The sequence below is a fragment of the Deinococcus sp. Leaf326 genome (assembly GCF_001424185.1).
GTDB lineage: Bacteria > Deinococcota > Deinococci > Deinococcales > Deinococcaceae > Deinococcus.
Genome location: NZ_LMOM01000001.1, coordinates 65812 through 92330, shown reverse-complemented (window position 1 = coordinate 92330; position 26519 = coordinate 65812). Strand labels below are relative to the sequence as shown.

The window sequence follows — 26519 nt, the reverse complement described above, 5'->3', positions numbered from 1 at the left end:
TGCGCCTGCCTCTCAACCCTACTCGGGCAACCTTGCCAGCGCGTGCCGCGTGCGCCCGAGCTTCAGGACGCTCTGTTCCTCGAACTCGTAGGGCTCGTTCATCAGGAACCAGTACAGGTCATGCAGCGTGGTCAGCGCAAGATAGGCGCGGTAGCGGCGCAACGCGGCGTGATCACGTTCCGGCAGGAAGCTCAGGGCCGCCTCCAGGCTCTCGGCCGGGGGCAACAGGTCCAGGGTGCCGGTCTTGAGCAGGGCGAGATCCCGCAGGGGGTCGTCCCAGGCGGCCTTGGTCCAGTCGATGATCAGGACTTCGGCGGCGCCTTGGTCGGAGCCGCGCCGGTCGCCCATCAGGATGTTGTCGTGCCACAGGTCAAGGTGGCAGAACGCCGCTGGCTGCTCTAGCAGCCCCGACCCCAGGGGCACCTCGACGGCGTCGAAGAGGTCTTCGAGCGGATAGGCCGCCAGCGCCGACCGGAAACGCAGCAGCCGGACCCGCACCTTGTCGAGGTTGACCTCCCCCCGGCGCTCCTGGTGCAGCGCCGCGAGCGAGGTGCGCAGCCGGGGCAGGGCGCGCGGCACATCGGCGGGCGTCAGCGGATGCCCCCGGAAGCGGCGCATGATGAGGGCCTCGATCCCGTCGGCCTCCACGGCATCGAGCGCCCACTCGCCCATGTCGGCGCGGCGCATGTTCTCGGCTTCCAGGCGGTGCTCGCCGCGCTGCGTGCGGTACACCTTGACCACCGTCTCGCCGTCGGCCGTGACATACACGCGGCTCTGCATACCCTGATCCATCGGGGTCAGGGGACCGTAGCGGCGTTCCAGTTCCGGAAAGCGGTGGGCCGGAGACTCGCCCTGCGCGGCGGGGGGCCGCAGACTCATCGGAGACGCGGCGAGGAGCGCAGGACCGGAAAGAGCAGGATCACCGCGCGCGCTTCTCCACTTTTTCCAGGGCAGTCACGAGGCGCGCGTCCAGGCCCTTGCCCGCCTGGGCACGCACCCGCTCGAGGTCGCCGGTCCGTACATAGGCGTTGGCGACCGCCAGGATGCGAGCGTACAGAGGAATGTCCTCGCCGGCGAGCTTGTCGGGTTCTCCCTGACCGTCCCAGCGCTCGTGGTGGTGGCGGATGGCCTTCTGGGCCTCGGCTAGGTGCGGCACGCCGTGCAGGAAGTTCGCGCCCACCAGGGCGTGCCCTTCCTCGCCGTGCAGCTTGCCCAGGTCGTGCAGGGTGGCGGCGAACCACAGTTCCTCGAGTTCGCGTTCGGTCAGGCCCAGACCCCGCCCGAGCTCCTGGCTGATCTCAGCGACCGCGCGGGCGTGGCCCAGCGACTCGAACTCCTGGCTCTCGACCGCCTCGACCACCGACGAGGCGAGCTGCCGGGCGGTGCGCTGCCACTCCTCACGCGATTCGAGCAGACCCAGCAGCGGCGTGACGGCCTGCGCCCAGCGCGCGACCGCCTCCTGCTGCTGCGGGGTCACGGTGCCCCCGCTGCCCGGCGCGCGGTCCAGGACGAGCGCACCCAGCTGCCGCCCGCGCTCGCTCAGGGGCACGACCAGAGACACCGGCACCTCGCGCATCCCGGCGTTGTCGAGCACGGTACGAATCTCCTCGCTGTTGGCCGCGTACAGTTCGCTGCTGCCCCCCGAGAGGATGCGCGGGCGCATGGCCGACCACGGCCCGCCCAGCGTTTGGCCGACCAGCGTGCGCGGGTAGCCCAGCACCCCCACGACCTGATCCTGACCCCGGCGGATGACCGCGAAACCGCGCACCTCGCCGCCCAGCAGCGCGGCCGCCTGCGCGAGCGACTGTTCCAGCACCGCCGTCAGGTTGGGCCGCGCCAGCAGTTCGCCCAGCACGCGGGCGGGATCGGCCTCCGGCGCCGCGGCGGGGGCAGCGGTCGTCTGAACCTCGGGCGGGGTATTGGGGGCAGCGGGGCGTGGGCGTCGGAACACGGTGAACGCAGTATAGCCGCGTTACTCTGCCTCCCTATGCCTACCCCTCCCCCATCCGCCCCCGGCGCTCCCGACCAGCCGTCCCGACCGGCCGCCTACGCGGCGGTGACGGGCCCGGTCACGCGCGGCTACGAGCGATACGCCGCCCAGGCCGCCCAGTGGACCCGCGGTTACGAGTCGCGCGGCGGCCACGTCTACTGCGGCGCGGGCTGCTTCGCGTGCTGCGACATGCCCATCCGGGTCAGTCTGGCCGAGGCGATCATTACCGCGCAGGCCATCACCCCCGAGCAGGCCCGCCGCGTTGAGGACCATGCCCGCGCCGTGCAGGCCAATGCTCGCACGGCCCCCGACGAGGACGCCTACGTGGCCCGCCACCGTGAGGCCGTGAGCTTCTGCCCGCTGCTCGACCGCGCGACGGGAAGCTGCTCTCAGTACGCCGCGCGGCCCACGCGCTGCCGCGACACCTTCAGCGCCTTTTCGGCGCACTACTGCGCCGTGGGCACCTGGGAGGGCATGGGCCGGCGCGAGCGCGCCGAGTACCGCCGCAAGGTTGCCCGCACGCCCGGCACCGACGGCGAAGTGCATTTCATCGCGCCGCTCGAGCACCTCAGCGAGCCGATCTGGACGGCGGCCAGCCGCGCCATGCGCGCGCAGTGGGGCCTGGAGGTCTGGGGCGACTTCTGGACCCTGACCACGCTGGCCGCCGACCCCGCCTTCATGACGCGTGTCGCGGCAGGCGACCGCCGGGGCGCGGCGGGGCGGGCACGGCAGCTCGGGCTGGGGCACCCCATCACGCTGGAAATGGAGTAAGCCACCCGAACCGCGGGGAACCGCTGCTCTACTTCCCGCTGCCCAGTTCCCGCCGCACTCGCGCCGCCACCTCGGCCACGATCTCGGCCGACGGGCACGCCACGTCGTAGGTCCAGGCCTGCTCGTCGGGGGTGGGCGGCTCCAGCGCGCCGAGCTGCGAATCGAGGAGCGCCGCCGGCATGAAGTGGCCGCTGCGCCCCCTCATACGCGCGGCGAGCAGCTCGCGGCTGCCCTCCAGGTCGAGGAACTGTACGCGGCCCCCGGCGCCGCGCAGCAGGTCGCGGTAGCTGCGCTTCAGGGCCGAGCAGGTGACGACCGTGCTCTCGCCGCGCGTGCCCTGTTCGGCCATCCAGTCGCGCAGGGCACGCAACCAGGGCCAGCGGTCCTCGTCGGTCAGGGGGATACCCGCCGTCATCTTCACGATGTTGGCGGGCGGGTGAAAGTCGTCGGCCTCCGCGAAGGTCAGGTCCAGCTCGGCGGCCAGGGCGCGGGCGACCGTGGTCTTGCCCGAGCCGGACACGCCCATCACGACGAGGTGCAGGGGGGGAAGGGCCGGGGGCGCCGTCATGGCGCGCAGCATAGCGGCCTTCTCCCCTGCGCGGGCCTTCCCCGCCGAACCTAGACCTCTTCTCTCGCCTCCGGGGCGGCCTGAGCCTGCCGCGCCGTGAGCAGCCCCAGCACCTCGCGCGCCGAGTGCAGGATGGGCGTGCCGGGGCCGAAGATGCCGGCCACCCCGGCCGCGCGCAGCGGCGCGTAGTCCTGCTGCGGAATGACGCCCCCCGCGATGACCAGGATGTCGCCCGCGCCCTGTTCGCGCAGCGCCGCCACGAGTTGCGGAATCAAGGTCTTGTGCCCGGCGGCCTGGCTGCTCACGCCGACCACGTGCACGTCATTCTCGACCGCCTGCCGCGCGGCCTCGGCAGGGGTCTGGAACAGCGGCCCCAGGTCCACGTCGAAGCCCAGGTCCGCGAACCCCGTGGCGATCACCTTCGCACCCCGGTCGTGCCCGTCCTGGCCCATCTTGACCACCAGGATGCGCGGCCGGCGGCCCTCGGCCTCGGCGAAGGCAGTGATATCGGCCTGAAGCGCCGCGAAACCCTCGTCGCCCGCGTAGCCCTGGGCATACACGCCGCTCACGGTCTGGACCTCGGCACGGTGGCGGCCCCACACACCCTCCAGCACCACGCTCAGCTCGCCCACGGTCGCGCGGGCACGCATGGCCTCGACACTTAGGGCGAGCAGGTTGCCCTCACCGCTGCGGGCGCACTCGGCCAGGGCCTCCAGGGTGCGGGTCACGGCGCCGAGGTCGCGTGTGGCCTTGACCTCGTCCAGCCTCCGGAGCTGCGAGTCGCGCACGGCGGCGTTGTCGATGTCGAGGATGTCCACGGCGGTCGCCTCGGCGGGCCGGTACTTGTTTACGCCGACGATCACGTCCTCGCCCCGGTCAATGCGGGCCTGCTTTCGGGCCGCCGACTCCTCAATACGCAGCTTAGGCACGCCCGACTCGACGGCCTTCGTCATGCCGCCCAGGCCCTCGACCTCCGCGATCAGTTTTCTGGCCTCGGCAGCGAGGTCGTGGGTCAGGCGCTCCATCATGAAGCTGCCGCCCCAGGGGTCGATGACCTGTGGAATGCCCGTCTCCTCCTGCAACACGAGCTGGGTGTTGCGCGCGATGCGGGCCGAGAACTCGGTGGGCAGGTTGGTCGCTTCGTCGAAGGCGTTGGTGTGCAGGCTCTGCGTGCCGCCGAACACGGCCGCCATCGCCTCGACAGTCGTGCGGACTACGTTGTTGTAGGGGTCCTGCTCGGTCAGCGACCACCCCGAGGTCTGGCAGTGGGTGCGCAGGGCACTGCTCATAGGGTTTTTGGGCGAGAACTGCGCCATCAGTTCGGCCCACAGCAGCCGGGCGGCGCGCAGCTTGGCGACTTCCGTGTAGAAGTTCATGCCGATGGCGAAAAAGAAGCTCAGGCGGGGCGCGAAGGCGTCCACGTCCAGGCCCTTGCGCAGCGCGGCCCGCACATATTCCAGCCCGTCGGCCAGCGTGTAGGCGAGTTCTAGGGCGGCGTTGGCCCCCGCTTCCTGCAGGTGGTAGCCCGAGATGGAGACGGAATTGAAGCGCGGCATATAGGCCGAGGTGTACTCGATGATGTCCGCGATGATCCGCATGGACGGTTCGGGCGGATAGATATAGGTGTTGCGCACCATGAACTCTTTGAGGATGTCGTTCTGGATGGTGCCCGAGAGCTGCTCCAGGGCCGCGCCCTGTTCCTCACCCGCCACGATGAAGCCCGCCAGGATGGGCAGCACGGCGCCGTTCATGGTCATGCTCACCGACATCTCGGACAGGGGAATGCCGTCGAAGAGGATCTTCATGTCCTCGACCGAGTCGATGGCGACTCCGGCCTTGCCCACGTCCCCCTCGACGCGCGGGTGGTCGGAGTCGTAGCCCCGGTGCGTGGCGAGGTCGAATGCCACCGACAGGCCCTTTTGCCCGGCGGCGAGGTTGCGGCGGTAGAAGGCGTTGCTCGCCTCGGCGGTCGAGAAGCCCGCGTACTGCCGCACCGTCCAGGGCCGCGCCGCGTACATGGTGGCGCGCGGGCCGCGCGTGTAGGGCGGCAGCCCCGGCAGGGTGTCGGTGTCTAGGCCCTCGGTGTCGGCGCGGGTATAGAGAGGGCGCAGGGTCAGGCCCTCGGGCGTCACGCGGTTCAGCGTATCCGGCTCGGCCCCCTTCAGGTCCTTGCGGGCCAGCGCCTTCCAGGCGTTCAGGTCGCTCATGGTGTGGTGTGCCTCCGTGTGGCCCAACTATGCCACGGCCGGGGCTAACGGGCGTTAGGGATGGCGAAAAGGCGTGTAGCCCGTGGCCTGTGGAGATCGGAAGGTGAGCCAGATCCGGCACATCCCCGCCGCGCCGCCGCCCGAGTCCCCCCGAAGGCCGTCGTGCGCGCAGCGCGCGGGCCCTTCCAACATCCTGTGTCCTACCCCTAAGCTGTCACGCCGTCAAACAGAGCCGCCCCACCGACGCCTGGAATGACTCTGGCCGAGCGCAACTCCTCACTCCCCGCCCCTGGCAGGGAAACCGCAACTCACCCCTCGTCCAGATCAATCAACGCAATCCCGATCTCCGGCCGGAACGTACGCCGCAACGTCGCCGGGTCCTCGACCAGCGTCACCTCGAGCGTGGGCTGCACGTACCCGCGCATGAGGTGCCCCCCCAGCGCCGTGCCGTCCCGCTTCCCCACGACGATGTGCGGGTGGACCTGCACCGAGCCGTCCTCTTTGCGCGACACGTTGCCGATCAGGCTCAGGACCTCGACCTGCTCCGTGACCTCGATGGACTCGTACTCCCTGCGCTCCAGGTCGAAAAAGCCGAACCTGACGCTGCTCAGGGCGCCGATGGCCGTAAACGACCCGGCACTCACGTTCTGCCCGGTGGCGAACGCCTCCAGCCCGGCCAGCACCTCGTCGCCAGGGTCGAACACCAGCACGAAGGTGCGCTCGCCGCCCGGGGCCGTCTGGATCAGCTTGGACTTCATAGCCGCACGCTACCCGGCGGCCAGCCCCGCCGGACACGGCCGGCCTTTAGGCGACACTGAGTCCCCAGGACCGACTTCGCTCAGCCTTGGGGCGTCTCTCATATTGTGAGGCGACCCTGAGCCGCCACCCACGCTGGACCGTTCAATGTCAAGCCGGATGACCCACCAGACCCTTGCCGCCGCTGCCCTGACCGTTCTGGGCGTCAGTCTCGCCTCCTGTGCCCCCGCCATGACGGCCATGAGCCCGCTGGTCCCCAACGCCGGACTGAACCCGGCCCAGCGCCTGAGCGTGGCGCAACCTAGCCCCATGAGCGCCGCCGGCACGCTGACCCTGACCAGCCCCAGCTTCGTGAACGGCGGGACGTACCCGGCCGCGCAGGTCGCCGACGGCTTCGGCTGCACCGGCCCCAACATCTCGCCCGCCCTGAACTGGAGCGGCGTACCGGCCGGCACCCAGAGCCTCGTGCTGACCAAGTACGACCCCGACGCTCCGACCGGCAGCGGCTTCTGGCACTGGTCGGTGTTCAACATCCCCGCGGCCGCCACCGGTCTGGCGCAGGGCGCGGGCAACCCCGGCGGCACGCTACCGGCCGGCGCCTCGCAGCTCAACAACGAGGGCGGCCAGCCGGGCTTTGTCGGGGCCTGCCCGCCGGTCGGGGACGCGCCGCACCGCTACGTCTACACGCTGTACGCCCTGAGCAGTGCCCTGGATCTGCCCACGACCGTGACCCCCGCCATCCTGGGGTTCAACCTGAACGGCAAGGTCATCGCCAAGACCAGCCTGACCGCCACCTACGGGCGCTGAGGCCCCGGACATGCTCCCCCGCCGCATGGGCGGGGGTTTCTCATGAGGGCAGGCGGGGACGGGTAGAATGCCGGGGTGATCCCCAAAACCCCGCTGCCCAGCGAACCCCACACCGGTCCTCAGCGCGCCGTGAAACTCGCGCCCAGCCTGCTCGCGTGCGACTTCACGCGTCTGGGCGAGGAGCTCCGGACCATCGAAGAGGCCGACTGGGCGCACGTGGACGTGATGGACGGCCAGTTCGTGCCCAACATCAGCTTCGGACTGCCTATTCTCGCGGCGGCGCGGCGGGCGAGCGGACTGTACATGGACGTTCACCTCATGATCGAGTCGCCCGAGCGTTACCTGCGCGACTTCGCCGAGGCGGGCGCCGACGGCCTGACCGTGCATGTCGAATCCACGCGGCACATCCACCGCGCCGTGCAGATGATCCATGAACTGGGCAAGCACGCGGGCGTGACCCTGAACCCCGGCACGCCGCTGGAAGCCGTGCGGCCCGTGCTGGGCGACGTGGACACCGTCCTCGTCATGAGCGTGAACCCCGGATTCGGCGGCCAGAAGTTCCTGTCCGGAAGCCTGGAGCGGGTGCGGACCCTGCGGCGCTGGCTGGACGAGTTGGGCAGCGAAGCCGTCCTGCAGGTGGACGGCGGCGTGTCGGCCGCCAACGCGCATGCCCTGGCGGAGGCCGGGGCGACCTGCCTGGTCGCGGGCAGCGCCGTGTTCAGAGCGGACGGCGGCGCGGCGGGTCTGGAACGCCTGCGGACCAGTCTGACTGGGGTACCGCAGACATGAGGCTGCGGACCGACCTGCTGCCGCACGGCGGCTACCCGGACGTGGTGCTGGTCATCGACGTGTTGCGCGCGACCACGACCGCCGTCACCTATCTGGAACACGGAGCCGAGGCCCTGTGGCTCACCGCCTCGCCGGACGTGGCGCTGGGCCTGCGCACCGAGGGCCGGGTGCTGGCGGGCGAGCGCGGCGGCCTGCCCATTCCGGGCTTCGACCTCGGCAACAGCCCCGTGCAGTCGGGCCAGAACTTCACCGGACGGGTGGTCGTCATGAACACCAGCAACGGTACCGGAGCCGCGCACGTGGCGGCCCAGACCGGCAAGCACGTCTTTCTGGCCGCGCTGACGAATGCCCACGCCGCCGCCCGCCGCGCCCGCGCTCTGGCGACTGAGGAGATCGCCGTGGTGTGCGCGGGCACCGACGGCCACGTGGGCCTGGAGGACGTGTACGCCGCCGGGGTTATCTCCGAGTACCTGCTGGCGATGGGCGAGTTCACGCTCGACGACGGCGCCCGCCTGGCACTGACCCTGCGGCGTAGCCAGGCCAACCCGCTCGACGCCCTGCGCGGCAGTGGACACGGCCAGTACCTCGAACGCCTGGGCCTGGAGGCCGACGTGCAGTACGCCGCCGGCCTGAGCACGAGCACGGTGGTACCGGTCCTCACGCCGGGGCTAGAGACGCCAGAGGGCGCGCTGCGTTTCGTGGCCGGGTAGGGCGGGCGAACAGAGGCAGACCGGACAGGGCTTTCCCCGTCCGGTCTGCCTCTGTATTGAGGGCTCCAGGCCTACAGCACCTCGAACAGCCCGGCCGCCCCCATGCCGCCGCCCACGCACATGGTCACGACGACGTGCTTGGCGCCCCGGCGCTTGCCTTCCAGCAGGGCGTGGCCGGTCAGGCGCGCGCCGCTCATGCCGTAGGGGTGCCCCACGCTGATGCTACCGCCGTTCACGTTGTACTTCTCGGGGTCAATGCCCAGCGTGTCGCGGCAGTAGAGCGCCTGCACGGCGAAGGCCTCGTTCAGCTCCCACAGGTCGATATCGTCTACGGTCAGGCCGTGGCGCTTCAGGAGCTTGGGCACGGCGAAGATGGGGCCGATGCCCATCTCGTCGGGTTCACAGCCGGCGATGGCAAAGCCCTTGAAGAGGCCCAGCGGCGCCAGTCCACGCTCGCGCGCCGTGTCGGCGTTCATGACGACCACTGCCGCCGCACCGTCGCTGAGCTGCGAGGCGTTGCCGGCTGTGATGACCCCGCCCTCGATGACGGGCTTGAGCTTCTGCAACCCTTCCAGGGTGGTCTCGGGACGGTTGCCCTCGTCGAGCTTCAGGGTCACCTCCTTGTCCGAGATCTCGCCGGTCGCCTTGTCCTGCACCTTCATGGTGGCCGTCATGGGCACGATCTCATGGTCGAATTTGCCGGCCTGCTGCGCCGCCGCCGTGCGCTGCTGGCTCTGGAGGGCGTACTCATCCTGAGCCTCGCGGCCGATGCCGTAGCGCGCCGCCACGATCTCGGCGGTCTGGAGCATGGGCATGTAGATGTCGGGCTTGTGCTCCAGCAGCCACTCGCCGCGTAGGCGGTACTTGTTGGCGTGCTCGTTCTGGGTCAGGCTGATGCTTTCCAGGCCGCCCGCCACGTAGATGCCACCCTGCCCCGCCATGACGTGGTTGGCCGCCAGCGCGATGGCGTTCAGGCCGCTGGAACAGAAGCGGTTGACGGTCACGCCGCTGACGCTTACCGGAAATCCGGCGCGCAGGGCGATCTGGCGGGCGATGTTGCTGCCCGTGGCGCCCTCGGGGTTGCCGGCCCCCATGATCACGTCCTCGATCTCGGTGGGGTCCAGGCCGGCGCGTTCGGCGGCGTGACGGGCGGCGTGCGCGCCCAGGTCCGAGCCGTGGGTGTCGTTGAGGTAACCCCGGTAGGCCTTGCCGATGGGGGTGCGGGCGGTCGAGACGATGACGGCTTCGGGCATGAGAGACCTCCGTTGGTCGGTACAGCGGGTTTGGGTTGGACCGAGTATAGAGATTTGGCCGCCCTGGGCAAGCGGGGCCGCCCGGCCCGGTGGCCCGGAGACCCGCCGGGAGCTCAGGCGCCCGCCGGGGCCAGGGCCTCGGCCCGCACCTCTCCCCCGCCTGCCCCGAGCCACGCGCGCAGTTCGGCGAGGCCGTCGTCGCTGAGTTCTCCTTGCAGGGCGCCACCGGACTGCGCGGTCCAGCCGCGTTTGTTGGCCTCGACAGGCAGGCCGCGCAGCGCGTAGCGGCCCGGCGCGGGCGCCGGAGAGACCAACACGGTCACGATGTGCGGGTAGTACTCCAGATCGAAGCGCTTCTGGACGCGGGCGTCTTTGCCCCGGTCCACGCCGGAAATTCCGAAGAACAGAAAGAACGGTCCGAGGTCCACGTACGGCCTCAGGCGTCTACGCCGGACCGACAGGAGCTGAAGGTTGGAAGAGGCCATGCCTCCCAGTGTGCACCCCTGGCATGGGCCGACTGCCCCGGCGCACAGGGGATATAGTGCCTCTCCGAGAGAAGGCGGCCCCGCCCACGCGGCGATCCGGCCCCCTCCACCCCAGGAGAATCTGCTTGAACACCCTGCTGAGCGTGATCGACGTGGCCGGCCTCGTGCTGTTCGTGCTGTACATCGTGCAGCAGATCGTGAGTGCCCTGATGCCCCGGCCACGGCCCACCCTCGCCGGTCCCGAATCGGGAATCGGCATCACTTTCCTCATTCCGGCCCTGAACGAACAGGACGTGCTCGCCGACACGCTGGAAAACCTGCGTGCCGTGGTCCCGGACGCCCGCGTGGTGGTCATCGACGACGCGAGCGACGACGCCACCCCGCAGATCGTGGCGGCGCACGCGCGGCGAGACTCCGGCGTGCTGCACCTGCGCCGCGAGTTTCCCGAGGCCCGCCAGAACAAGGGCAAGGCCATGAACTGGGCGGTGGCCCGGCTACTCAAGCTGGAGCCCTGGGCCTCAGCCGACCTCACGCGTGAGGTGTTCGTGGTCATGGACGCCGACGGCCGGGTGGGCGAGGACTTCGCGCCGCAGGTCCGCGGAGCCTTCCTGAACCCGGACGTGATGGCCGCGCAGGGCTGGATGCGCTTCCGGCACACCGGCATTCCGCGTGGGCGGGGCGGCGTGCTGGCGCATATGCTGCTGTTCCAGCAGGATCTGGAGACCTTCATCACCGGGCACATCCAGCGGGCGCGGGCCTGGGGCGGCGCCGCCTCGCTGACCGGTAACGGCCAATGTATGCGCATCAGTTACCTCGACTCGCAACTGCGCGCGGGCACGCCGCCCTGGCCCGATGTCCTGCTCGAAGATTTCGCCAGCGCCGTGCAGATCCGTCTCGCGGACCCGCGCTACCGCATCGCGCTGCTCACCGCGCAGGTGGGGCAGCAGGGGCTGCTCGACCTGCCGTCGCTCATCAAACAGCGGTCGCGCTGGACCCAGGGCGCCATGCAGTGCCTGCCCTATCTGCGTGGGCTGTGGACCCACCCGATGCACCCGGTGGTGCGGCTGGACTTCAGCTACTTCGTGCTGGCGCCGTGGCTCAACCTCATCCTGATCCTGAGCATTGTCAGCCAGCCGCTGCGCCGCATCTTCGGATGGCAGGGGCTGGCGCTGCCAGGCTGGGTGGGCCTGCTGCTCACCGTGCTGCCGCTCGCCATGCAGCTCAACTGGGCGCTGCGCTACCGCCTCGACCGCCGCCTGGGCTGGTGGAGCGTGCCCTACACCCTCGCCAGCCTGCCGGCCTACAGCGCCGCGCTGCTCGCCAGCCTGCCGCGCGCGTACCGCAACTTCTTCACCGGCCAGAACACCTGGTACAAGAGCGAGCGCCACGCCGAGAGCCCGGCCGCCGCGCCGGATGTGCACGAAGGCGAGGCGGCCGAGACGCCCGGCAAACTCAGCCGTCGGCCCTGACGCCGCTCGGGTAGGGGTACGGGCGTGAAAAAAGTCCTGCTGGGGGAGGCAGGACTGGAGGACGGGACAGGCTCAGCTGAAGTCGATCATAGGCAGCATCTTCTTGACGTTGTTCGCCCCGATCCCCTTCACTTTCTTGACGAGCTCGGCGCTGTTCCTGAAGGGGCGGGCCTTGATGATCTCGGCGGCGAGCTTGGTGTTCACGCCCGGAATGGTGGTCAGTTCGGCGGCGGCCGCCGTGTTGATACGGACTTTACGCATGGCGGGCATGGCACCGGGCTTGGCCGTTGCGGGCATGGGCATGGTGGCCGCCGGTTTGGCGGTCACGGCGAAGGCACTCACGGGCAGCAACAGGCTCAGGGCAAGGGCAGACAGCAGGGACTTGGTCATGGGAAACCTCCGAGGTCAAGGCTAGGCAGGAGGACTCAGGGTCAGATGAAATGAGCGCAGGCCAAAACTCTGTCTAGGACGGCATTTTTGGCAGTAGGGTACGACCCAGACCGGGAGAGAGTCCGAGCCGCGCCCTACTGCCGCTCAGGTGCCGGGCTGCGCCTCCGGGCGGGGGGCAACAGGGACCACGTTGGCGGTGCGCTCCAGCTTGCCCCAGCCCCGGCGCTGGCCCTGGAGTGCCCCGATCACCGCGCGGATAGCCACGTAGGACATGAGCTGGCGGTAGATCAGGCGCTGGGGCAGCAGGAGCGGCAGCAGCCGCCAGTCCTCGCCGGGTTCGAGGGCGAAGGCGACGGCCGCCGCCAGAAAGTCCACCACGATGAACAGCAGCGTAAACAGCAGCACCGGCCCCGCCGGAGTGAAGCCGCCGTCCGGGTGGTAGTGCCACTGGAGCAGCGCCCAGGCCAGCGAGGTCACGAAGGTGAGGTCGAGCACCGCCCCCAGCAGCGGCGAGAGCACCTGGAACAGCAGCACGTTGGGCAGCGTGAACAGGCCCAGACCGCGCGCCGAACTGCGCAGGGCGCCGCGCTGCTTCCAGGTGGCCTGGAGGGTGCCGAACATCCAGCGGTCGCGCTGCTTCAGGAAGGCGCGCACGGTTTCGGGAGCCTCGGTGCGGGCAACCGCACCGAGTTCGTAGGTCACGCGGTGCCCAGCCCGCAGGGCGCGCATGGTGAGGTCGGCGTCCTCGGCCAGCGTGTCGTGCGTGAAGCCGCCCAGTGAGAGCAGCGCCGTGCGCCGCCACGCCCCGATGGCCCCCGGCACTACGCTGATGGCGTTGAGCTGACTCATGGCCCGGCGCTCCAGGTTCTGGGCGGTGATGTACTCCAGCGCCTGCCAGCGCGTGAGCAGGTTCACGCGGTTGCCCACCTTAGCGTTGCCGGCGACGGCCGCCACGCGCGGGTCGAGGAAGTGCCGCGCCAGCCGCCGCGCCGCTTCCGGGTTGATGTGCGTATCGGCGTCGAGCACGACTACGACCTCGCTGTCCACCCGGTGCAGGGCGTGGTTCAGGGCGCCCGACTTGCCGCTGTTGGCGACGCGCTCGACCGTCAGTCGGGGGTGGTCCGGGTACAGGGTGCGCACGACCCCGGCGGTGTCGTCGGACGAGCCGTCGTCCACGACGTACACCCGCAGGTCCGGGAGGTCCGAGGCGAGCAGCGAGGCGACCGCGCCCCCGATGACCCGCGCCTCGTTGTAGGCAGGCACGATGACGGTGACGCTGGGCAGGACCTGTTCCGGCGCCGTCTCGCCGGGAGCGCGGCGGGTGCGGGCCTCGCGCAGCGCCAGCACGGTGATGAGCAGCAGCCGCGCCACGCTGAGGGTCACGCCGACCCTGAACAGCCAGCCCAGCGCTGTGCCGAAGACCCCCAGCGCCGTGAAGTCCACGCCCATGACCCGCGCCAGCCAGCGCTCGCCCGCCGACACCGGAGGGTTGGCCTGCGCGACCGGAATGCCCGCGAGCTGCGAGACGGTCGTGAAATGGTAGCCCTCGGCGCGCAGGCGCCCGATGATGGTCGGGAGGGCCGCCACGGTCTGCTCACGGTCGCCGCCCGCGTCATGCAGCAGCACGACCTGTCCGTCACCGTCACGCACCTGCGACAGCACGCCCTGAATGATGGCCGCCACGCCGGGGCGCTTCCAGTCGTTGGGGTCCACGCCCATGCCCGAGATGTAGTAGCCCTGCGCGCTGGCCCGCGCCACGATGCCCGCCTGGTCCGGGGTTTCGGGCTCCACGTCCTCGGCGAAGGGCGGGCGGAACAGCACGGTGCGCCGACCCGTCTCGCCTTCCAGCAGGCGCTGCGTGGCCCCGAGTTCCAGATCGAACTGCCGCGCCGAGACCAGCCCCAGGTCCGGGTGGGTGTAGGTGTGGCTGCCGATCTCGTCGCCCTCGGCCACCATGCGCCGCAGCAGGCCCGGATCGGCCTGACCGCGCAGGCCCACCACGAAGAAGGTCGCGGGCACGTGCTCGCGCTTCAGGATGTCGAGGATGCGCGGGGTGTACAGCGGATCGGGGCCGTCGTCGAAGGTCAGGGCCAGGGCCTTGTGGTCGCTTTCTCCCCAGCGCTCGATGGTATAGGGCGTGGCGAAGGTGGTGACGTGCTCGGCGCTCAGGAGGCCCGTGTGCGGATTGAGCGTGACCGTACGCTGACCGCTGCGGGGCTGGCCGCTGACGCGCAGCAGCTCGCCCTGGCCCCGGTAGTCGATGTCGTAGCCGGCCTGAAGCTGCGAGAGCGCCGTGACGGCCTCCTGGCCCGTGCGCCGCAGCGCGGGCCACACGCCTGGGTCTTCGCTGCCCAGGCGCCACAGGGCGACGTTGCGGATGCCCAGGGCGCGCACCGCCTGCGCCTGGTCGTAGAGGCTCAAGGCATCGAGATACCACACCGTGTGCGCTCGGCCGTCCTGGCTCCCATAGCGGAAGGTCGGGTTCAGGGTACGCGGGTCGAGTGCCGGGTGCGCCCCCGAGTCGCGGGCCAGCGACATCGCCTCCTGAAAGGTCAGTTCGGCCGCCTGCCCGCCCGGCGCCCAGTCGTAGCCGTAACTGCCCAGCGCGACCGTCAGGTGTGCGGCGGGCACGGCGCGCAGTTGCGTCGCCACGCTGCGCGACAGCCAGCCCTGCGCGGCGATGGCGCCGGGGGCCGAGGTCTCCTCGTGCTCGTCGTAGGCCATCAGGACCAGGCTGTCGGCCAGGCGGCCCAGGTCGGCGTACCGGAAGGCCGGATCGTCCAGCGGCGCGTCGAGGGTCAGTTTCTTGTGGGCCGCGTGCAGGCCACTCGCCAGCTCACCGATGAAAGTGACATAGGCCGCCTCCGAGGCGTCGGGGACATTCTCGAAATCCACGTTCAGGCCGGCGAAGTTGTTCTCCGCGACGCCGGCGAGCAGCCCGCGCACGAGCCTGGCCCGCTGCGCCGGGTCGCCCACCACCGCGCCCAGACGGTCCGAGGCCCAGGTCTGCGTCTGGGAGTCGTAGTTGTTGACCAGCGGCATGACCGGCAGCGCGGGCCGCTGCGCCGTGACATAGGCGCGCATGGCCGCGTTCTTGCCGGGCGACTCGGCCAACAGCGCACCGCCCGTACCCAGGTGCCACCACTCGGGCACCAGCACGTCCAGCGTGCCCAGGTTGCGCTTCAGCGACGACAGGCTGTTGTCGTCCCAGGCGACGAAAAAGCCGGTGACGTTCAGAGGGGCAGCCCACGTGGAGGCGTCCCCGGCCACGCGGGCGTAGCCCTCTTCCGGCCCGCCCGTATCTCGGCCGGGGTGCTGCACGACCCCGGTCAGGGCCCGCAGCCCCGGCGCGCCGCCTTGCAGGGGCAGAGCGGGCAGGGCGGCGGGGTGCCACAGCGCGGTCAGCAGGGCGGCCCCGGCCAGGAGCGCCCCGGCCCCCAGCACGGCCGCCAGCCCGTTGAGATTTCGCCGTCGCCGGCCGGCCGGATCGTAGAAGACGGGCACCGAGGGGGGAAGTTCGGACATGAACTCACGCTAAAGAGCACGATTAAGGACTGCCAGGAATGCCGCCTACCCCAGCGATACGACCGAACGTTCGGCAAGAATGGGCGGCTCAGGCCGGGAGCGGGCCGGGTGCTGCCACCGCCGTCTCTGAAAGACGACGGCCCCCTAGGCGAACGGTTCGCCGATCTCAGGCGGGCAGCACGACCTCGGCGCGGGCCCCCCCGCCCCCGGCAGCCGAGAGCAGCAGGGTTCCACCGTGCGCCTCGACGACCTCGCGCACGACCGCCAGCCCCAGCCCGAAGCCCTCGACGTCGGCCTGGCCCCGCACGAACGCCTCGGTAAGGGTGCCGGGCGGAAAGCCGGGGCCGGTGTCCTCGACGACCAGGCGGCCCGCGCCGCCGCGCAGGGGCGTGACCTGCACCTGCACGCGCCCGCCGGCCGGCGTGAACTTGATGGCGTTGCCGATCAGGTTTTCCAGCACGCTGCCCAGCAGGGCACTGTCGCCGCGCAGGGGGGTGGGCTGGCCGTCGAGCCACAGGTCGGTGTCCCGGCGCGACGCCAGCGGTTGCAGCAGGTCCACCGCCTCGCCCGCAAGGTCGAGCAGGTCCACCTGCGGCCAGGCCCCGGCGCCGGGCACACCGGGCAGGCGCTGGGCACGGGTCAGGGTCATGAGGTTGCCGGTGAGCTGGCGCAGGCGCGCGGCTGTGCGCTCGGTCCGACGCAGCGCCGCGCGCAGTTCCTCCGGCGGGCGCTCGCGGGCCAGGGTGTATTGCAGGTCGGCCAGCAGCGCCGTGACCGGCGTGCGCAGTTCGTGCGAGGCGCTCGCTAGGAAGAGCGTCTCGCGCTCGCGCTCGGCCCGCAGCGCTCCCAGGCTGGTGTCCAGGGCGCGGGCCAGGGCGCCCACCTCGCCGCGTTCGGAGACGGCCGGCACCGGCTCGGGTGTATCGAGGTGCCCGACGCGGCTCACCAGCGCCTCCAGGGGCCGCAGCGCCCGGCGCACCTCGCGCGCCACGAGCGCTCCGGCCAGCAGGCTCAGCAGCAGCAGGGTCAGCGCGGCCACCAGGGCGTAGCGGCGCAGCAACCCGCGCAGGGGTGTGAGGCTACGCCCCACCTGCACCGTCACCTCACCGACGCGGCGCGAGGCAGTGAGGTAACCCGCGACCTCACCAGTGCGCCGGAGTTCCTGATCGGTCAGAAAGGCCGGGTCAAGCACGTCCGGCCCCAGCGCGCCGCCGCTCCAGCGCAGGGCCGCGCCCTGGTAGACCCGCGCGACGGCCGTGACCCCCTCCGTCTCCAGCAGTTCGGTCGCGCCCTCGGGCGGGCCGGGAGACTGGCGCGCGACGGTCAACAGGGCGTCGGCCTGCGCGCTGACCTGCCGGGTGATGGCGGCGAGTTCCACGCGCCACAGCACCGCGCCGGCCACCCCGGCGAAGGCCAGCATGGTCAGCAGCAGCACGCTGAAGGTGAGCAGCGTCAGGCGGGTCCGTAGCGTCAAGAACGCTGCACCCGCTTCAGTCGCCTTCGGGAAAGCTGTAGCCCACGCCACGCAGGGTCCGCACCACGTCGTCCCCGAGTTTGCGCCGCAGGTTACGGACATAGGTATCCACGACGTTCGACTCGGCGTCGAAGCGGCCATCCCACACGCGGTCGATGAGTTCCTCACGGGTGTAGACCCGGCCCGGATGCGAGGCCAGCACCTCGAGCAGCGAGAACTCCTTGGCGGTCAGGGCCACGCGCTCGCCCGCCTTGTAGACGGCGCGGGCGGTCCAGTCGAGGCGCAGGTCGTGCCAGTGGCGCTCGACCTGCACCTCCGCGCGGCTGCGGCGCACGAGGGCGCGCAGCCGCGCTTGCACCTCGCCGAGGTGAAACGGCTTGACGAGGTAGTCGTCCCCACCCGCGTCGAGCCCGGCGATGCGGTCCTCGACGGCGTCGCGGGCGGTGAGGTACAGCACCGGCGCCCCCACGCCGCGCCCACGCAGGTCCCGCACAAGGTCAAATCCCGCCTGCGGTCCCTCGGGCAGCCCCACGTCCACCATCAGGGCGTCGAAGGGAAAGTCGGAGGCGAGGTCACGGGCCTCGGCGGCGGTGGCGGCCTCGTCCACGGCGTAGCCGGCCTCACGGAGACTGGCGACCAGCGGGCGGCGGATGGCCGCTTCATCCTCCACGACAAGAAAACGCATAGGCGCAGCTTAACGGCCCCGCATCAGGAGAAGATGGAAGGCCGGGGCAGGCGGCGTTACAGACCCGGAATAGGGGCGGTCACGTCGCGGATGGGCTGCCCCGCCGCTGCCGAGGCCGACCCAATGGAAGTGGTGGCGCTGTCGAGGCTCTGAAGGTCGGCGGCGTTCAGCTGCCCGCTCTTGAGGCTGGCGCCCACGCGGCCCATCGAATCCTTGAGATTCACGAGCTGCGCGTCGAGCTTCTGGAGCAGGGGGTCGTGGCTGCCGTGCGCGACCTTCTGGGCCACATTGACCTCGTGCGCGGCGAACAGCAGGGCCAGCCCGCCCTTGACGAGCCGCCCGGTCCGTCCTGCACTGCCCGAGGCGAACTGGCCGCTCTGGTAGGGCGAGAGCACCCAGTGGTGAAAGGCGTAGTAGGCCACGCCCAGGTGCGCCGCGAAGCGCGTCTTGTCGAGCAGCGCGTGCGAGGTACTCAGCGGCCCAGCCACGAGACCGAGCGTGACGAGAACGAGGGCCGGGCGGGCGAAACGGCGCGCAGGGGTCATGGCGCAAGGGTGCGCTGGGCAGCTCAGGCGGACATGAAAGCCGGGCGGGGGCCGACAACGCCCCCACCCGGCCCTCTTCCCTGCCCGGGCTTCAGCCTCTGGCGGTTTCGCGGTCGTAATCGGCGAAGGTCTTGCCCTCGTTGGCCAGGCGCCGGAGCAGCGGCGCGGGCGTCTGGCCGTACTTCTCCAGATCGGCGGCGACGTTGCCCAGGCCCTGCTCGCTGGCGTAGCCCATCGGCCCGCCCTGGTAGCCGGGGAACCCATAGCCGTACAGGTAGATCACGTCGATATCGCCCGCACGCTGCGCGATGCCCTCTTCCAGAATCTGCGCGCCCTCGTTCACCAGCGAGTAGGCCAGGCGCTTGGTGATCTCGTCCTGCCCGATCTCGCGCGGGGTGAGGCCCTTCTCAGTGCGGTAATCGGCGATGAGCTGGCCCATCTCGGCGTTCGGGCGGGCCTTGCGGTCGTCGCCGTAGTCGTAGATGCCCCCGCCGGTCTTCTGGCCCTTGCGGCCCGTCTCGACGATGCGGTCGAGCCAGCCGTCGGGCTTGGGCTGTCCGCGCTCCTTCGCCTGGTGCTGGCGGATGGCGTGGCCGATATCCAGGCCGGCCATATCACTCATCTCGAACGGCCCCATCGGCAGGCCGAGGGCGTGCATGGCGGCGTCCACAGCCTGCGGGTCGGCGCCCTCCTCGACGAGCTTGCGGGCCTCGTCGCCGTAGCGGTGCACCATGCGGTTGCCGACGAAGCCGTCACACACGCCGACCACCACGCCCACCTTGCCGATCTTGCGCGCGACCGCGAGGCTGGTCGCCAGCACCGTGTCGCTCGTCTTGTCGGCGCGCACGATCTCCAGCAGCTTCATCACGTTGGCGGGGCTAAAGAAGTGCAGGCCGATGACCTGCTCGGGGCGCGAGGTCACGGCCGCGATCTCGTCGACGTTCAGGGTCGAGGTGTTGCTCGCCAGGATCGCGCCGGGCTTGGCGATGGTGTCCAGGCGCGTGAAGATGTCCTTTTTGACATCCATGTTCTCGAAGACGGCCTCGATGATGAGGTCGGCGTCCGCGAGCGCACCCATATCGAGCGCGGGAGTCAGCAGCCCCATGCGCTTTTCGACATCCTCAGTGGTCAGGCGGCCTTTTTTGGCACTGTTCTCGTAGTTGCGCCGGATGGTTGCCAGCCCGCGGTCAAGCGCCTCCTGGGCCGTTTCCACGATGGTCACGGGCAACCCGACATTCAGGAAGTTCATGGCGATGCCGCCGCCCATCGTGCCCGCGCCGATGATCCCCACGCGGCGCACGTCCCCGACCGGCGTGTCCTTGCCCAGGCCACGTACCTTGCCCGCCTCGCGCTCGGCGAAAAAGACGTGACGCAGGGCGCGCGACTGCGGGCTGTCCTTGGCCTGCATGAACAGCCGCGCCTCGGCGTCCCAGCCTTCGGCGAAGGGCTTGGTGGCCGCCATCTCGGCGAGGTCCACGATCAGGCCGGGCGAGAACTGGCCCTTATGGGTCTTGCCCAGGCCCGCGCGGGCCGCCGCGAACAGCTCGGGCGAGGCGCCCTCTACCCCGCGCTCGCTGATGCGGGGCAGGGGACGCGCGTCGGCGTGGGCACGGGCGAACTCGACGGCCGCCGCGCGCAGGTCGCCGCCCACCAGTTCGTCCACCAGACCGAGGTCGCGGGCCTCGGTCGCCTTGACCGGGCTCCCCGAGAGCATCATCTCCAGGGCCTTCTGCGCGCCGACCACGCGGGGCAGGCGCTGCGTCCCGCCCGCGCCGGGCAGCACCCCCAGCTTGACCTCCGGCAGGCCCAGACGGGCGTCGGCGGTCGCCACGCGGTAGGTGCAGGCCAGGGCCACCTCCAGGCCGCCGCCCAGCGCCGTGCCGTGGATGGCCGCGACCGTGGGCTTGGAAAAGGCGTCCAGCCGCGTGATGAAGCCGCGCAGGTCGGGCGCCTGCTCGCGCGGCAGGTCGAAGGTCTTGATGTCGGCCCCGGCGATGAAGGTGCGCCCCCCACCGATGATGACCACTGCGCGCACACCCGCGTCGGTCTCGGCGGCGTCCAGGCCCGCGTGCAGGCCTTCGGGCACGCCCGGCGAAAAGGCGTTCACGGGGGGATTGTTGATGGTCAGGACCAGAATGTCGCCCTCGCGGGCCTGTTCGACGATGCTCACAGCTGTGCCTCCTTGGCGGTGGTGCTCGGGGAATTGTTGATGCGCGCATGGTTCCACGCGCGGGCGGCCCCGGTCAAATCCGCTGACGTTCAGAGTGTCCGTTGACGTTCACTTCCGGGGAGCGCAGGCGTATGCTGCGGGTCATGAGCGACACGATGAGAGCGATGGTGGTCGAGCGACTGGGCCCTCCCGACGTGATGGAACTGCGCGAGGTGCCGCGCCCCGAACCCGGCCCCGGCGAGGTCCGGCTGAAGGTCGAGGCGGTCGGCATCAACTTCGCCGACGTGCTGGCGGTCGCGGGCGAGTACCTCACGCGCACCCGCGTACCCTACACGCCGGGCATGGAATTTGCCGGCGTGGTGGACGCTGTGGGCGAGGGCGTGCAGGGCGTGGAGGTCGGCACGCGCGTCGCCAGCCTGGGCGGACGCGGCGGCCTGGCCGAGTACGCCCTCTCGCCCGCCGCCGCCCTCATCCCGGTGCCGCAGGGCCTGTCGGGCGCGCAGGCGGCGGCCTTTCCGGTGTCGTACTTCACGGCCTACCACGGCCTCAAGACCCTCGGGCGCGGCGAGGCCGGCGAGTGGGTGCTGGTGCAGGCGGCCGCCGGCGCACTGGGCACCGCGAGCATCCAGCTCGCCAAGGCGATGGGGATGCACGTCGTGGCGATGGCCTCGACCGAAGAGAAACTCCAGATCGCCCGCGACCTCGGCGCCGACGTGACCCTGCTTCAGGACGATCCCGACCGCGTGAAGAAGGTCCGTGAGGCTGCCGGCGGCAAGGGCGTGCCCCTGATCCTGGAAGTCGTGGGTGGTGCGCGCTTTCAGGAGAGCCTGGAGATGGCGGCCAACCTCGGGCGCATCATCGTGATCGGCAACGCCAGCCGCGAGCCGGCGAACCTGCGCCCGGTCGAACTGATGAAGCGCAACGTCACGGTCACGGGCCTGTGGCTCAGCAGCCTGATGCCCGACGCTGACCTGACCCGCGAGGCCGCGCAGGCGCTGACGCCGCTGGTCGCCAGTGGGCAGGTCACGCCACAGGTCGGGCCCACCTATGGGCTGGCCGAGAGTGCGCGGGCGTTTCAGGACATCCTCGACCGCAAGACGACGGGCAAGGTGATTATCGAGCCGGGGCGGTAAGGAGCTGACCTCCGAGTTGGAAGGTCAGCCCCTTCGGTTTCCCTCCCCCCAGCCCCCCGCCCGGTGGGAGGGAGGATCTTTTTTGCTGCGCTCGGCAACAGCCGTTCCGAAGAGTGGCGGGGTTGCTCTGCCCTGCGGCGTGACGGCTAAGGCCTGGGCCAGCCTCAGCCCACCTGGAATGGCCAGTGCGCTTTGCGCACGACGGCCTTCGGGGGCATCGGGCAGTGGCGTCTTGAGCTCCATCACTGCACGTAGAAACTCAGACCTTTACCACTCTTTACAACCCACTCCCCACTTCCATTTCACATGCCAAACAGCCGGATCAGGGGCCGCCACCACGGAATCGCCGCCAGGACGGTCAGCATGGCCAGACCCGACCACAGCGCGGCGGCGCGGAAACGGGCCGGGTCGGTAGCGGCGCGGCGGCTCTGGATGCTGGCGAGGGTAGCGAAAACGGCGGCCAGTACACCCAGACCCAGGTGTTCCCACTGGAAACTGGGCCGCGGAGCCCCGGCGAAGACGGGCGCGCCCTGCATGCCCAGAAAAGCGTACAGCAGCAGCCCCAGCACGACCTGAAGGTGCAGCGTGCCCATGAAGGCCGCGACCGGGCGCCGATCGTCCTGGGTCCAGGGGCGCGCGCCACCCAGGCCGGGCAGTGTCCGCGCCAGGGCCCAGATGCCGGTCAGCAGCACCAGCCAGCGGTTGAGGTTGTGCAGGGTCAGCAGGACGACATACAGGGTAGCCACGACCTCAGCCTACCATGCCGCCTGACCGACCGTTAGGTCAGGTCACAACACGTCGTCGGCGCTGCCGCGTTTGCGCAAGTTGTTCTGGGTCTTGCGCCAGCGCATCGCCTTGATGATGGCCGGGGCAGCCGGGTTGAGGGTCAGGTCGTAGGCCGGGTACCACACGCGCTGCTCGCTGAACTTGAGCTTCATCTTGAACACGCCGTAACTGTGCTTGCTCTCGTCCAGGACGCGCGGAATGCCCCAGAAATCGAACAGCTCGTAGCCACGCCGTTTGGCGTCGAGCATCGCGTTCCAGTAGAAGGCATCCGGGGCCTTGCTGTCCTTGAGGGGCTGGCCGTCGTCACCCACGCGGTCGTCGCGCACGCTGCCGCCGAAGAGGTAGTAGGTTCCTTTGCCCATCGTGACGAAAAAGCCGCCCGCCAGAGCCTTACCCCGGTAGCGCGACAGCACGATGTACGCCTCGCCGCCGTGGGCGTTGCCCTCGCGCAGCATGGTCTCGTAGTAGGCGCGCGGAAAGGCCCCGAGTTTGGCACGCTCGTTGGTCGCCGTGAAGATCTCCCAGAAGGCGTCGAAATCGTCGTCCCGGCCCGCCACCACACCCAGTTTCTCGGCCGCGCGCACGTTGCGCCGCGCCATGCTGCTCAGGCCCGCGAGCAGCTCGGCTTCGGTCGGGCGCAGGTCAGCGATGATGGTGTGTTCGGGCTGCTCGGTGTCGGCGCGCGTGAACGGCCCCAGCGCGGGGGGCACGTGCGCCTCCGAGTCGCCGTCGCCCGCGAGGTACGGATACGGCGGCTCGATCTTCAGCAGGGCGTCGGTGGGCCGCGCCACCTTCCGGACCGCTCCCGCGAGGTCGGGCAGCAGGTCGAGCGACTCGAGTGCCGGGCCACGCGGGGCGTACAGCGTCGAGAAGCCGGGCACGAGGCGCTTGCGGATGAGTTGCAGCGCGCCCACCGTCCGGCCATCTCCCTTGATGAGGTACCGCGCGGGCGTCTGGCCCAGCACCCGCCTCGCCTCGCCGTAGCCCCAGCCCTGAAGGGCACTCGTGATGGGCAGGTGGCTCACAGCGTCGTCGTACACGCGGGGGTCGGTCGTTTCCTCAAGGGTCAGGCGCACGCGGCGGATTCTAGAGCATTTGTCACAAAGCGGCCGGGACGAGGCGGTGTATTTGGGCGGTCAGGACGTGGAACGTGTAGGCCGGAAGGCTATTGCCCCGGTGCGGCGACCCGCAGCCTAGCCCCGGTCTCCCTGTCCCTGAACGTGCGCTCTGCTCCGCAGGCGGGCGGTGGACCGCGCGCTCATGCACAGAGCGCTACAGTGGGCAGCAGCATGAACAGACTTGCCTTGACCCTCACGCTGCTGCTCGGCGGCGCGGCCCTCGCCCAGACCGCACCGGCCACGCCGACGACCCCGGCCGCGCCGGCCCAGACCGCGCCCGCACAGCCTGCACCAGCGGCTACCCCCGCAGCTTCCCAGGACCCGGCGGCGGTCGTGGCGCGCATCGGCGGCGAGACGGTCACGCTGGCCGAGTTCGACCGCGACTTCCGGCAGGCGGTCGCGCGGGTGGTCAATGGTCAGGGCGCGCCGTTCGAGGAATCGCTGCTCGAAGAATTCGCCCCGGCGCGCGCCGACTACCTCAAGCAGTACGTGCGCGAGCGCGCGACCTATCAGCTGGCCCGCGTCGCCAACAAGCCCGACGCGGCCGCCCTCGACGCGCAGGTCGCGGAGGCCCGCGCCGGGTTCCCCACCGACGAGGCCTTCGCCGAGGCGCTGGGCCAGCGCGGCTACGCGAACGTCGCCGACTTCCGCGCGGCGCTCGAGCGCCAGACGGTAGTGCGCGCCTATCTCGACACCCTCCAGAAGCGTTTTACCTTCGGTGACAGCGTGGTAGGCGGCTTCTACAACCTCAACCGGGCGTCTTTCAACCGCCCCGGCGAGGCCTGTGTCAAGCACATCCTCGTGCCGACCAAGGCCGAGGCCGACGCGGTGACGGCCCAGCTCGCGGCGGGCGGCGACTTCGCCAAGATCGCCCAGGAAAAGAGCCAGGACCCCGGCAGCGCGGCGCAGGGCGGCGACCTGGGCTGCATCAACTCGGGCGACACCGTGGCAGCCTTCGACCAGGCAAGCTTCAATGGCCCGCTCAACGTTCCCCAGACCGTCCAGACCGAGTTCGGCTGGCACGTCCTGATCGTGACCAAGCGCACCCAGGCCGGCACCCTGCCGCTGGCCGAGGCCGCGCCCCTGATCCGTCAGCAGCTCGCGGGCGACGCGGCGCAGAAGTACCTCGACGCGCAGCTCACCCGCCTCGCCCCCCAGAGCTTTCCCGAGCTGGTGACGGTCGCGGCCCCGGCCGCGGCGCCTGCCCCGGCTCCCACGACCGCGCCCTCGCAGCCCTGAGCTCCCAAAGCGGAAAGCGGGTGCGCAGGTGGCCCCGCTTTCCGCTTTGCACCACCTGCGCCCGGTTCCCTGAATCCGGCCCTACTTCCTGCCCAACTCGAAGGCCGCCGCATCCCGCCCCGGCAGGCTGAGGTGCAGGAACCCGCCGCTGACGCTCAGGCCCGCGTTCTGACTGGTAAACAGACTGCGGGTCAGGGCCTGCGTGGCTGCACCGAGCCCCAGCGCCGCGAGCGGCACGGAAAAGGTACGTCGCTCGCGGCCGTTGTGCCAGGCGGCCAGCACCGTCTGGTCGCCCTGCTGGCGGGTGAAGAGCAACAGGTCGTCCTGTAAGCCGGCGGGTACGTTCAGCAGCCGCTGCTCGCCCCGGCTCAGGGCCGCGCTCGCCTTACGGGCGGCGACGGCGCCCTGCACGGCGGCGAAGGTCTGCGCCTCGGCGGGCGTCCACTGGCCCTCGAAACGCATGTCGCGGCGGTTATCGGGGTCAGGGCCGCCGCGCTGGGCGATCTCGGTACCCTGCCACAGCACTGGTACGCCGCGCAGGGTCATCAGGGCGCGCAGGCCATAGCGGGTGCGGGTCTGCCCCTCGTCCTCGAACAGCGTGCCGTTGGCAAAGCGGGGCACGTCGTGGTTGTCGAGAAACAGCGCGACCTCGCCGGGGCGCGGCAACTCGCCCTGACGCGCGAGGACGTTCGCCACGCCGCTCAGGCTCTGGCCGCCCATCACGCTCTGGCGCAGGGCTGCCTGCAGGCTGAACAGAAAGAGGCTGTCGAACCCAGCCTTCTGCCAGTCGGCCACCGTGCCGGTGTCGGCGTCGTACCACTCCCCCAGCGTCCAGGTGCCGGCGGCGCGGTCACGGGCCAGCAGCTCCTTCAGGAACGGCCCCTCAACGTGCTTGATGGCGTCGTAGCGGAAGGCCGATACGCCCTGGGCACGCCAGAAGTCGGCGTTGCCCAGCAGCAGGTCCCGCACCGCCGGCACACTCTGGCGCAGGTCAGGCAGGCCGGCGAGCGAGCAGTCCACGTCCTTGTTCCGCGAAGCGCCGCACTGCGCCGGACCGTTGAACCAGCCAGGATGCTCCGTCACCGCCGGGGCCATGTACCCGTAATGGTTGATGACCTGATCGAGCACGACTGGCAGCCCCGCCGCCCTGGCCCCCGCCATCAGGGCGCCGAAGGTCGCCAGCGTCCCGAAATGCGGGTCCACTTTACGGAAGTCGGCCGGCCAGTACCCGTGATAGGGCGAGGTGTCGGAGAAGTTGCCCGGCTGCTGGCGGTACACCGGCGTGAGCCACAGCGCCGTCGCGCCGAGCTTCTGAATGTACGGGAGTTTTTGCGTCAGGCCCGCGAGGTCGCCGCCGTGCCACGCGCGCGGGTCGGCGCGGTCCACGCCCGCGTTGTTCGCCGGGTCACCGTCAAAGAAACGGTCGGGCATGACCTGATAGACGATCTGGCCCTCGAAACTGGGCTGGCCCGGCACGCCGGCCGGAGCACTCTGGGCCGACGCCGCCCCCACCAACAGAGCAGACAGGAGAAAGGGTCGCATCCGGCCCATGCTACGGCCCCGAGCAGGCTAGGCCACCCAACCCGGTGATCTGGACCCGCCGTGTCAGTAAGCCCCTGTTCGGCAGGGAGGCGGGCCACGATGCGGCT

At 70.5% G+C, this 26519-nt stretch carries 23 protein-coding genes; 7 read left to right on the top strand and 16 right to left on the bottom strand.

Going from position 1 to position 26519, the window contains the following annotated elements; genetic code table 11:
* Positions 1 to 18: 18 nt before the first annotated feature.
* Both ASF71_RS00450 and ASF71_RS00445 read right to left on the bottom strand, forming a co-directional pair.
* Positions 19 to 879, bottom strand: a complete 861-nt coding sequence (locus tag ASF71_RS00450; protein WP_056293229.1) for a phosphotransferase — start codon at positions 877 to 879, stop codon at positions 19 to 21.
* A gap of 40 nt (positions 880 to 919) precedes the next feature.
* Entirely contained in the window at positions 920 to 1951 is a 1032-nt protein-coding gene (locus tag ASF71_RS00445; protein ID WP_056293224.1) for an HD-GYP domain-containing protein, read from the bottom strand.
* A 36-nt stretch (positions 1952 to 1987) separates the two neighbouring features.
* Between ASF71_RS00445 and ASF71_RS00440 the strand changes: the two genes are divergently transcribed.
* The gene (locus tag ASF71_RS00440; protein WP_235514059.1) at positions 1988 to 2761 is read left to right on the top strand and encodes a YkgJ family cysteine cluster protein; all 774 of its coding nucleotides are present in this window, start codon (positions 1988 to 1990) and stop codon (positions 2759 to 2761) included.
* Positions 2762 to 2789: 28 nt separating this feature from the next.
* Here ASF71_RS00440 and ASF71_RS00435 read toward each other — a convergent pair whose 3' ends face one another.
* From ASF71_RS00435 to ASF71_RS00425, 3 genes are all read right to left on the bottom strand, one after another.
* A complete protein-coding gene (locus ASF71_RS00435; RefSeq protein WP_235514058.1) occupies positions 2790 to 3329 on the bottom strand; it encodes a gluconokinase in 540 nt (179 codons plus the stop codon).
* A 50-nt stretch (positions 3330 to 3379) separates the two neighbouring features.
* On the bottom strand, positions 3380 to 5536 hold the full coding sequence (scpA, locus tag ASF71_RS00430) for a methylmalonyl-CoA mutase (protein WP_056293219.1): 2157 nt from the start codon (positions 5534 to 5536) through the stop codon (positions 3380 to 3382).
* Positions 5537 to 5844: 308 nt separating this feature from the next.
* The gene (locus ASF71_RS00425; protein ID WP_056293216.1) at positions 5845 to 6294 is read right to left on the bottom strand and encodes a PPC domain-containing DNA-binding protein; all 450 of its coding nucleotides are present in this window, start codon (positions 6292 to 6294) and stop codon (positions 5845 to 5847) included.
* 157 nt (positions 6295 to 6451) lie between these two features.
* On the opposite strand from ASF71_RS00425, the gene ASF71_RS00420 reads away from it, so the two are divergent.
* The 3 genes from ASF71_RS00420 to ASF71_RS00410 all read left to right on the top strand — a co-directional run bounded on the left by ASF71_RS00420 (position 6452) and on the right by ASF71_RS00410 (position 8598).
* Complete coding sequence (locus ASF71_RS00420; RefSeq protein ID WP_082505261.1) at positions 6452 to 7099, top strand: YbhB/YbcL family Raf kinase inhibitor-like protein; 648 nt, start codon at positions 6452 to 6454, stop codon at positions 7097 to 7099.
* 75 nt (positions 7100 to 7174) lie between these two features.
* Positions 7175 to 7888, top strand: coding sequence for a ribulose-phosphate 3-epimerase (gene rpe, locus ASF71_RS00415; RefSeq protein WP_369814939.1), 714 nt, complete (start codon positions 7175 to 7177; stop codon positions 7886 to 7888).
* Positions 7885 to 8598, top strand: coding sequence for a 2-phosphosulfolactate phosphatase (locus ASF71_RS00410; RefSeq protein WP_056293213.1), 714 nt, complete (start codon positions 7885 to 7887; stop codon positions 8596 to 8598). The genes rpe and ASF71_RS00410 overlap by 4 nt, the downstream gene beginning before the upstream one ends.
* Before the next feature lie 71 nt (positions 8599 to 8669).
* Here ASF71_RS00410 and ASF71_RS00405 read toward each other — a convergent pair whose 3' ends face one another.
* Positions 8670 to 9851, bottom strand: coding sequence for an acetyl-CoA C-acyltransferase (locus tag ASF71_RS00405; protein ID WP_056293210.1), 1182 nt, complete (start codon positions 9849 to 9851; stop codon positions 8670 to 8672).
* Between the two features lie 113 nt (positions 9852 to 9964).
* Entirely contained in the window at positions 9965 to 10336 is a 372-nt protein-coding gene (locus ASF71_RS00400) for a hypothetical protein (RefSeq protein ID WP_056293206.1), read from the bottom strand.
* A gap of 125 nt (positions 10337 to 10461) precedes the next feature.
* Between ASF71_RS00400 and ASF71_RS00395 the strand changes: the two genes are divergently transcribed.
* A complete protein-coding gene (locus ASF71_RS00395) occupies positions 10462 to 11805 on the top strand; it encodes a glycosyltransferase family 2 protein (RefSeq protein ID WP_056293203.1) in 1344 nt (447 codons plus the stop codon).
* 72 nt (positions 11806 to 11877) lie between these two features.
* Here the strand turns inward: ASF71_RS00395 and ASF71_RS00390 are convergent, their stop codons facing one another.
* The 6 genes from ASF71_RS00390 to ASF71_RS00365 form a co-directional block, all read right to left on the bottom strand.
* Positions 11878 to 12195, bottom strand: a complete 318-nt coding sequence (locus ASF71_RS00390) for a helix-hairpin-helix domain-containing protein (RefSeq protein WP_056293200.1) — start codon at positions 12193 to 12195, stop codon at positions 11878 to 11880.
* A 144-nt stretch (positions 12196 to 12339) separates the two neighbouring features.
* Positions 12340 to 15720: a glycosyltransferase gene (locus tag ASF71_RS00385; RefSeq protein WP_056293197.1), complete on the bottom strand. Its 3381-nt coding sequence runs from the start codon at positions 15718 to 15720 to the stop codon at positions 12340 to 12342.
* A 166-nt stretch (positions 15721 to 15886) separates the two neighbouring features.
* The gene (locus ASF71_RS00380; protein ID WP_235514057.1) at positions 15887 to 17194 is read right to left on the bottom strand and encodes a HAMP domain-containing sensor histidine kinase; all 1308 of its coding nucleotides are present in this window, start codon (positions 17192 to 17194) and stop codon (positions 15887 to 15889) included.
* 16 nt (positions 17195 to 17210) lie between these two features.
* On the bottom strand, positions 17211 to 17879 hold the full coding sequence (locus ASF71_RS00375) for a response regulator transcription factor (protein ID WP_056293194.1): 669 nt from the start codon (positions 17877 to 17879) through the stop codon (positions 17211 to 17213).
* Between the two features lie 56 nt (positions 17880 to 17935).
* A complete protein-coding gene (locus ASF71_RS00370) occupies positions 17936 to 18424 on the bottom strand; it encodes a hypothetical protein (RefSeq protein ID WP_056293188.1) in 489 nt (162 codons plus the stop codon).
* Between the two features lie 91 nt (positions 18425 to 18515).
* The gene (locus ASF71_RS00365; RefSeq protein ID WP_056293185.1) at positions 18516 to 20594 is read right to left on the bottom strand and encodes a 3-hydroxyacyl-CoA dehydrogenase NAD-binding domain-containing protein; all 2079 of its coding nucleotides are present in this window, start codon (positions 20592 to 20594) and stop codon (positions 18516 to 18518) included.
* Between the two features lie 143 nt (positions 20595 to 20737).
* Here ASF71_RS00365 and ASF71_RS00360 point away from each other — a divergent pair, with 143 nt between their 5' ends.
* Positions 20738 to 21727 (top strand): NADPH:quinone oxidoreductase family protein, encoded by a 990-nt coding sequence (locus ASF71_RS00360; protein ID WP_056294963.1) that lies wholly within the window; start codon positions 20738 to 20740, stop codon positions 21725 to 21727.
* Between the two features lie 302 nt (positions 21728 to 22029).
* Here ASF71_RS00360 and ASF71_RS00355 read toward each other — a convergent pair whose 3' ends face one another.
* Positions 22030 to 22473, bottom strand: a complete 444-nt coding sequence (locus tag ASF71_RS00355) for a hypothetical protein (RefSeq protein ID WP_056293183.1) — start codon at positions 22471 to 22473, stop codon at positions 22030 to 22032.
* A 42-nt stretch (positions 22474 to 22515) separates the two neighbouring features.
* A complete protein-coding gene (locus ASF71_RS00350) occupies positions 22516 to 23589 on the bottom strand; it encodes a peptidoglycan bridge formation glycyltransferase FemA/FemB family protein (RefSeq protein WP_056293180.1) in 1074 nt (357 codons plus the stop codon).
* Between the two features lie 213 nt (positions 23590 to 23802).
* Between ASF71_RS00350 and ASF71_RS00345 the strand changes: the two genes are divergently transcribed.
* A complete protein-coding gene (locus ASF71_RS00345) occupies positions 23803 to 24870 on the top strand; it encodes a peptidylprolyl isomerase (RefSeq protein ID WP_056294960.1) in 1068 nt (355 codons plus the stop codon).
* Between the two features lie 81 nt (positions 24871 to 24951).
* On the opposite strand, the gene ASF71_RS00340 is transcribed toward ASF71_RS00345, so the two are convergent.
* Entirely contained in the window at positions 24952 to 26412 is a 1461-nt protein-coding gene (locus tag ASF71_RS00340) for an alpha-amylase family glycosyl hydrolase (RefSeq protein WP_056293178.1), read from the bottom strand.
* Positions 26413 to 26519: the final 107 nt, after the last annotated feature.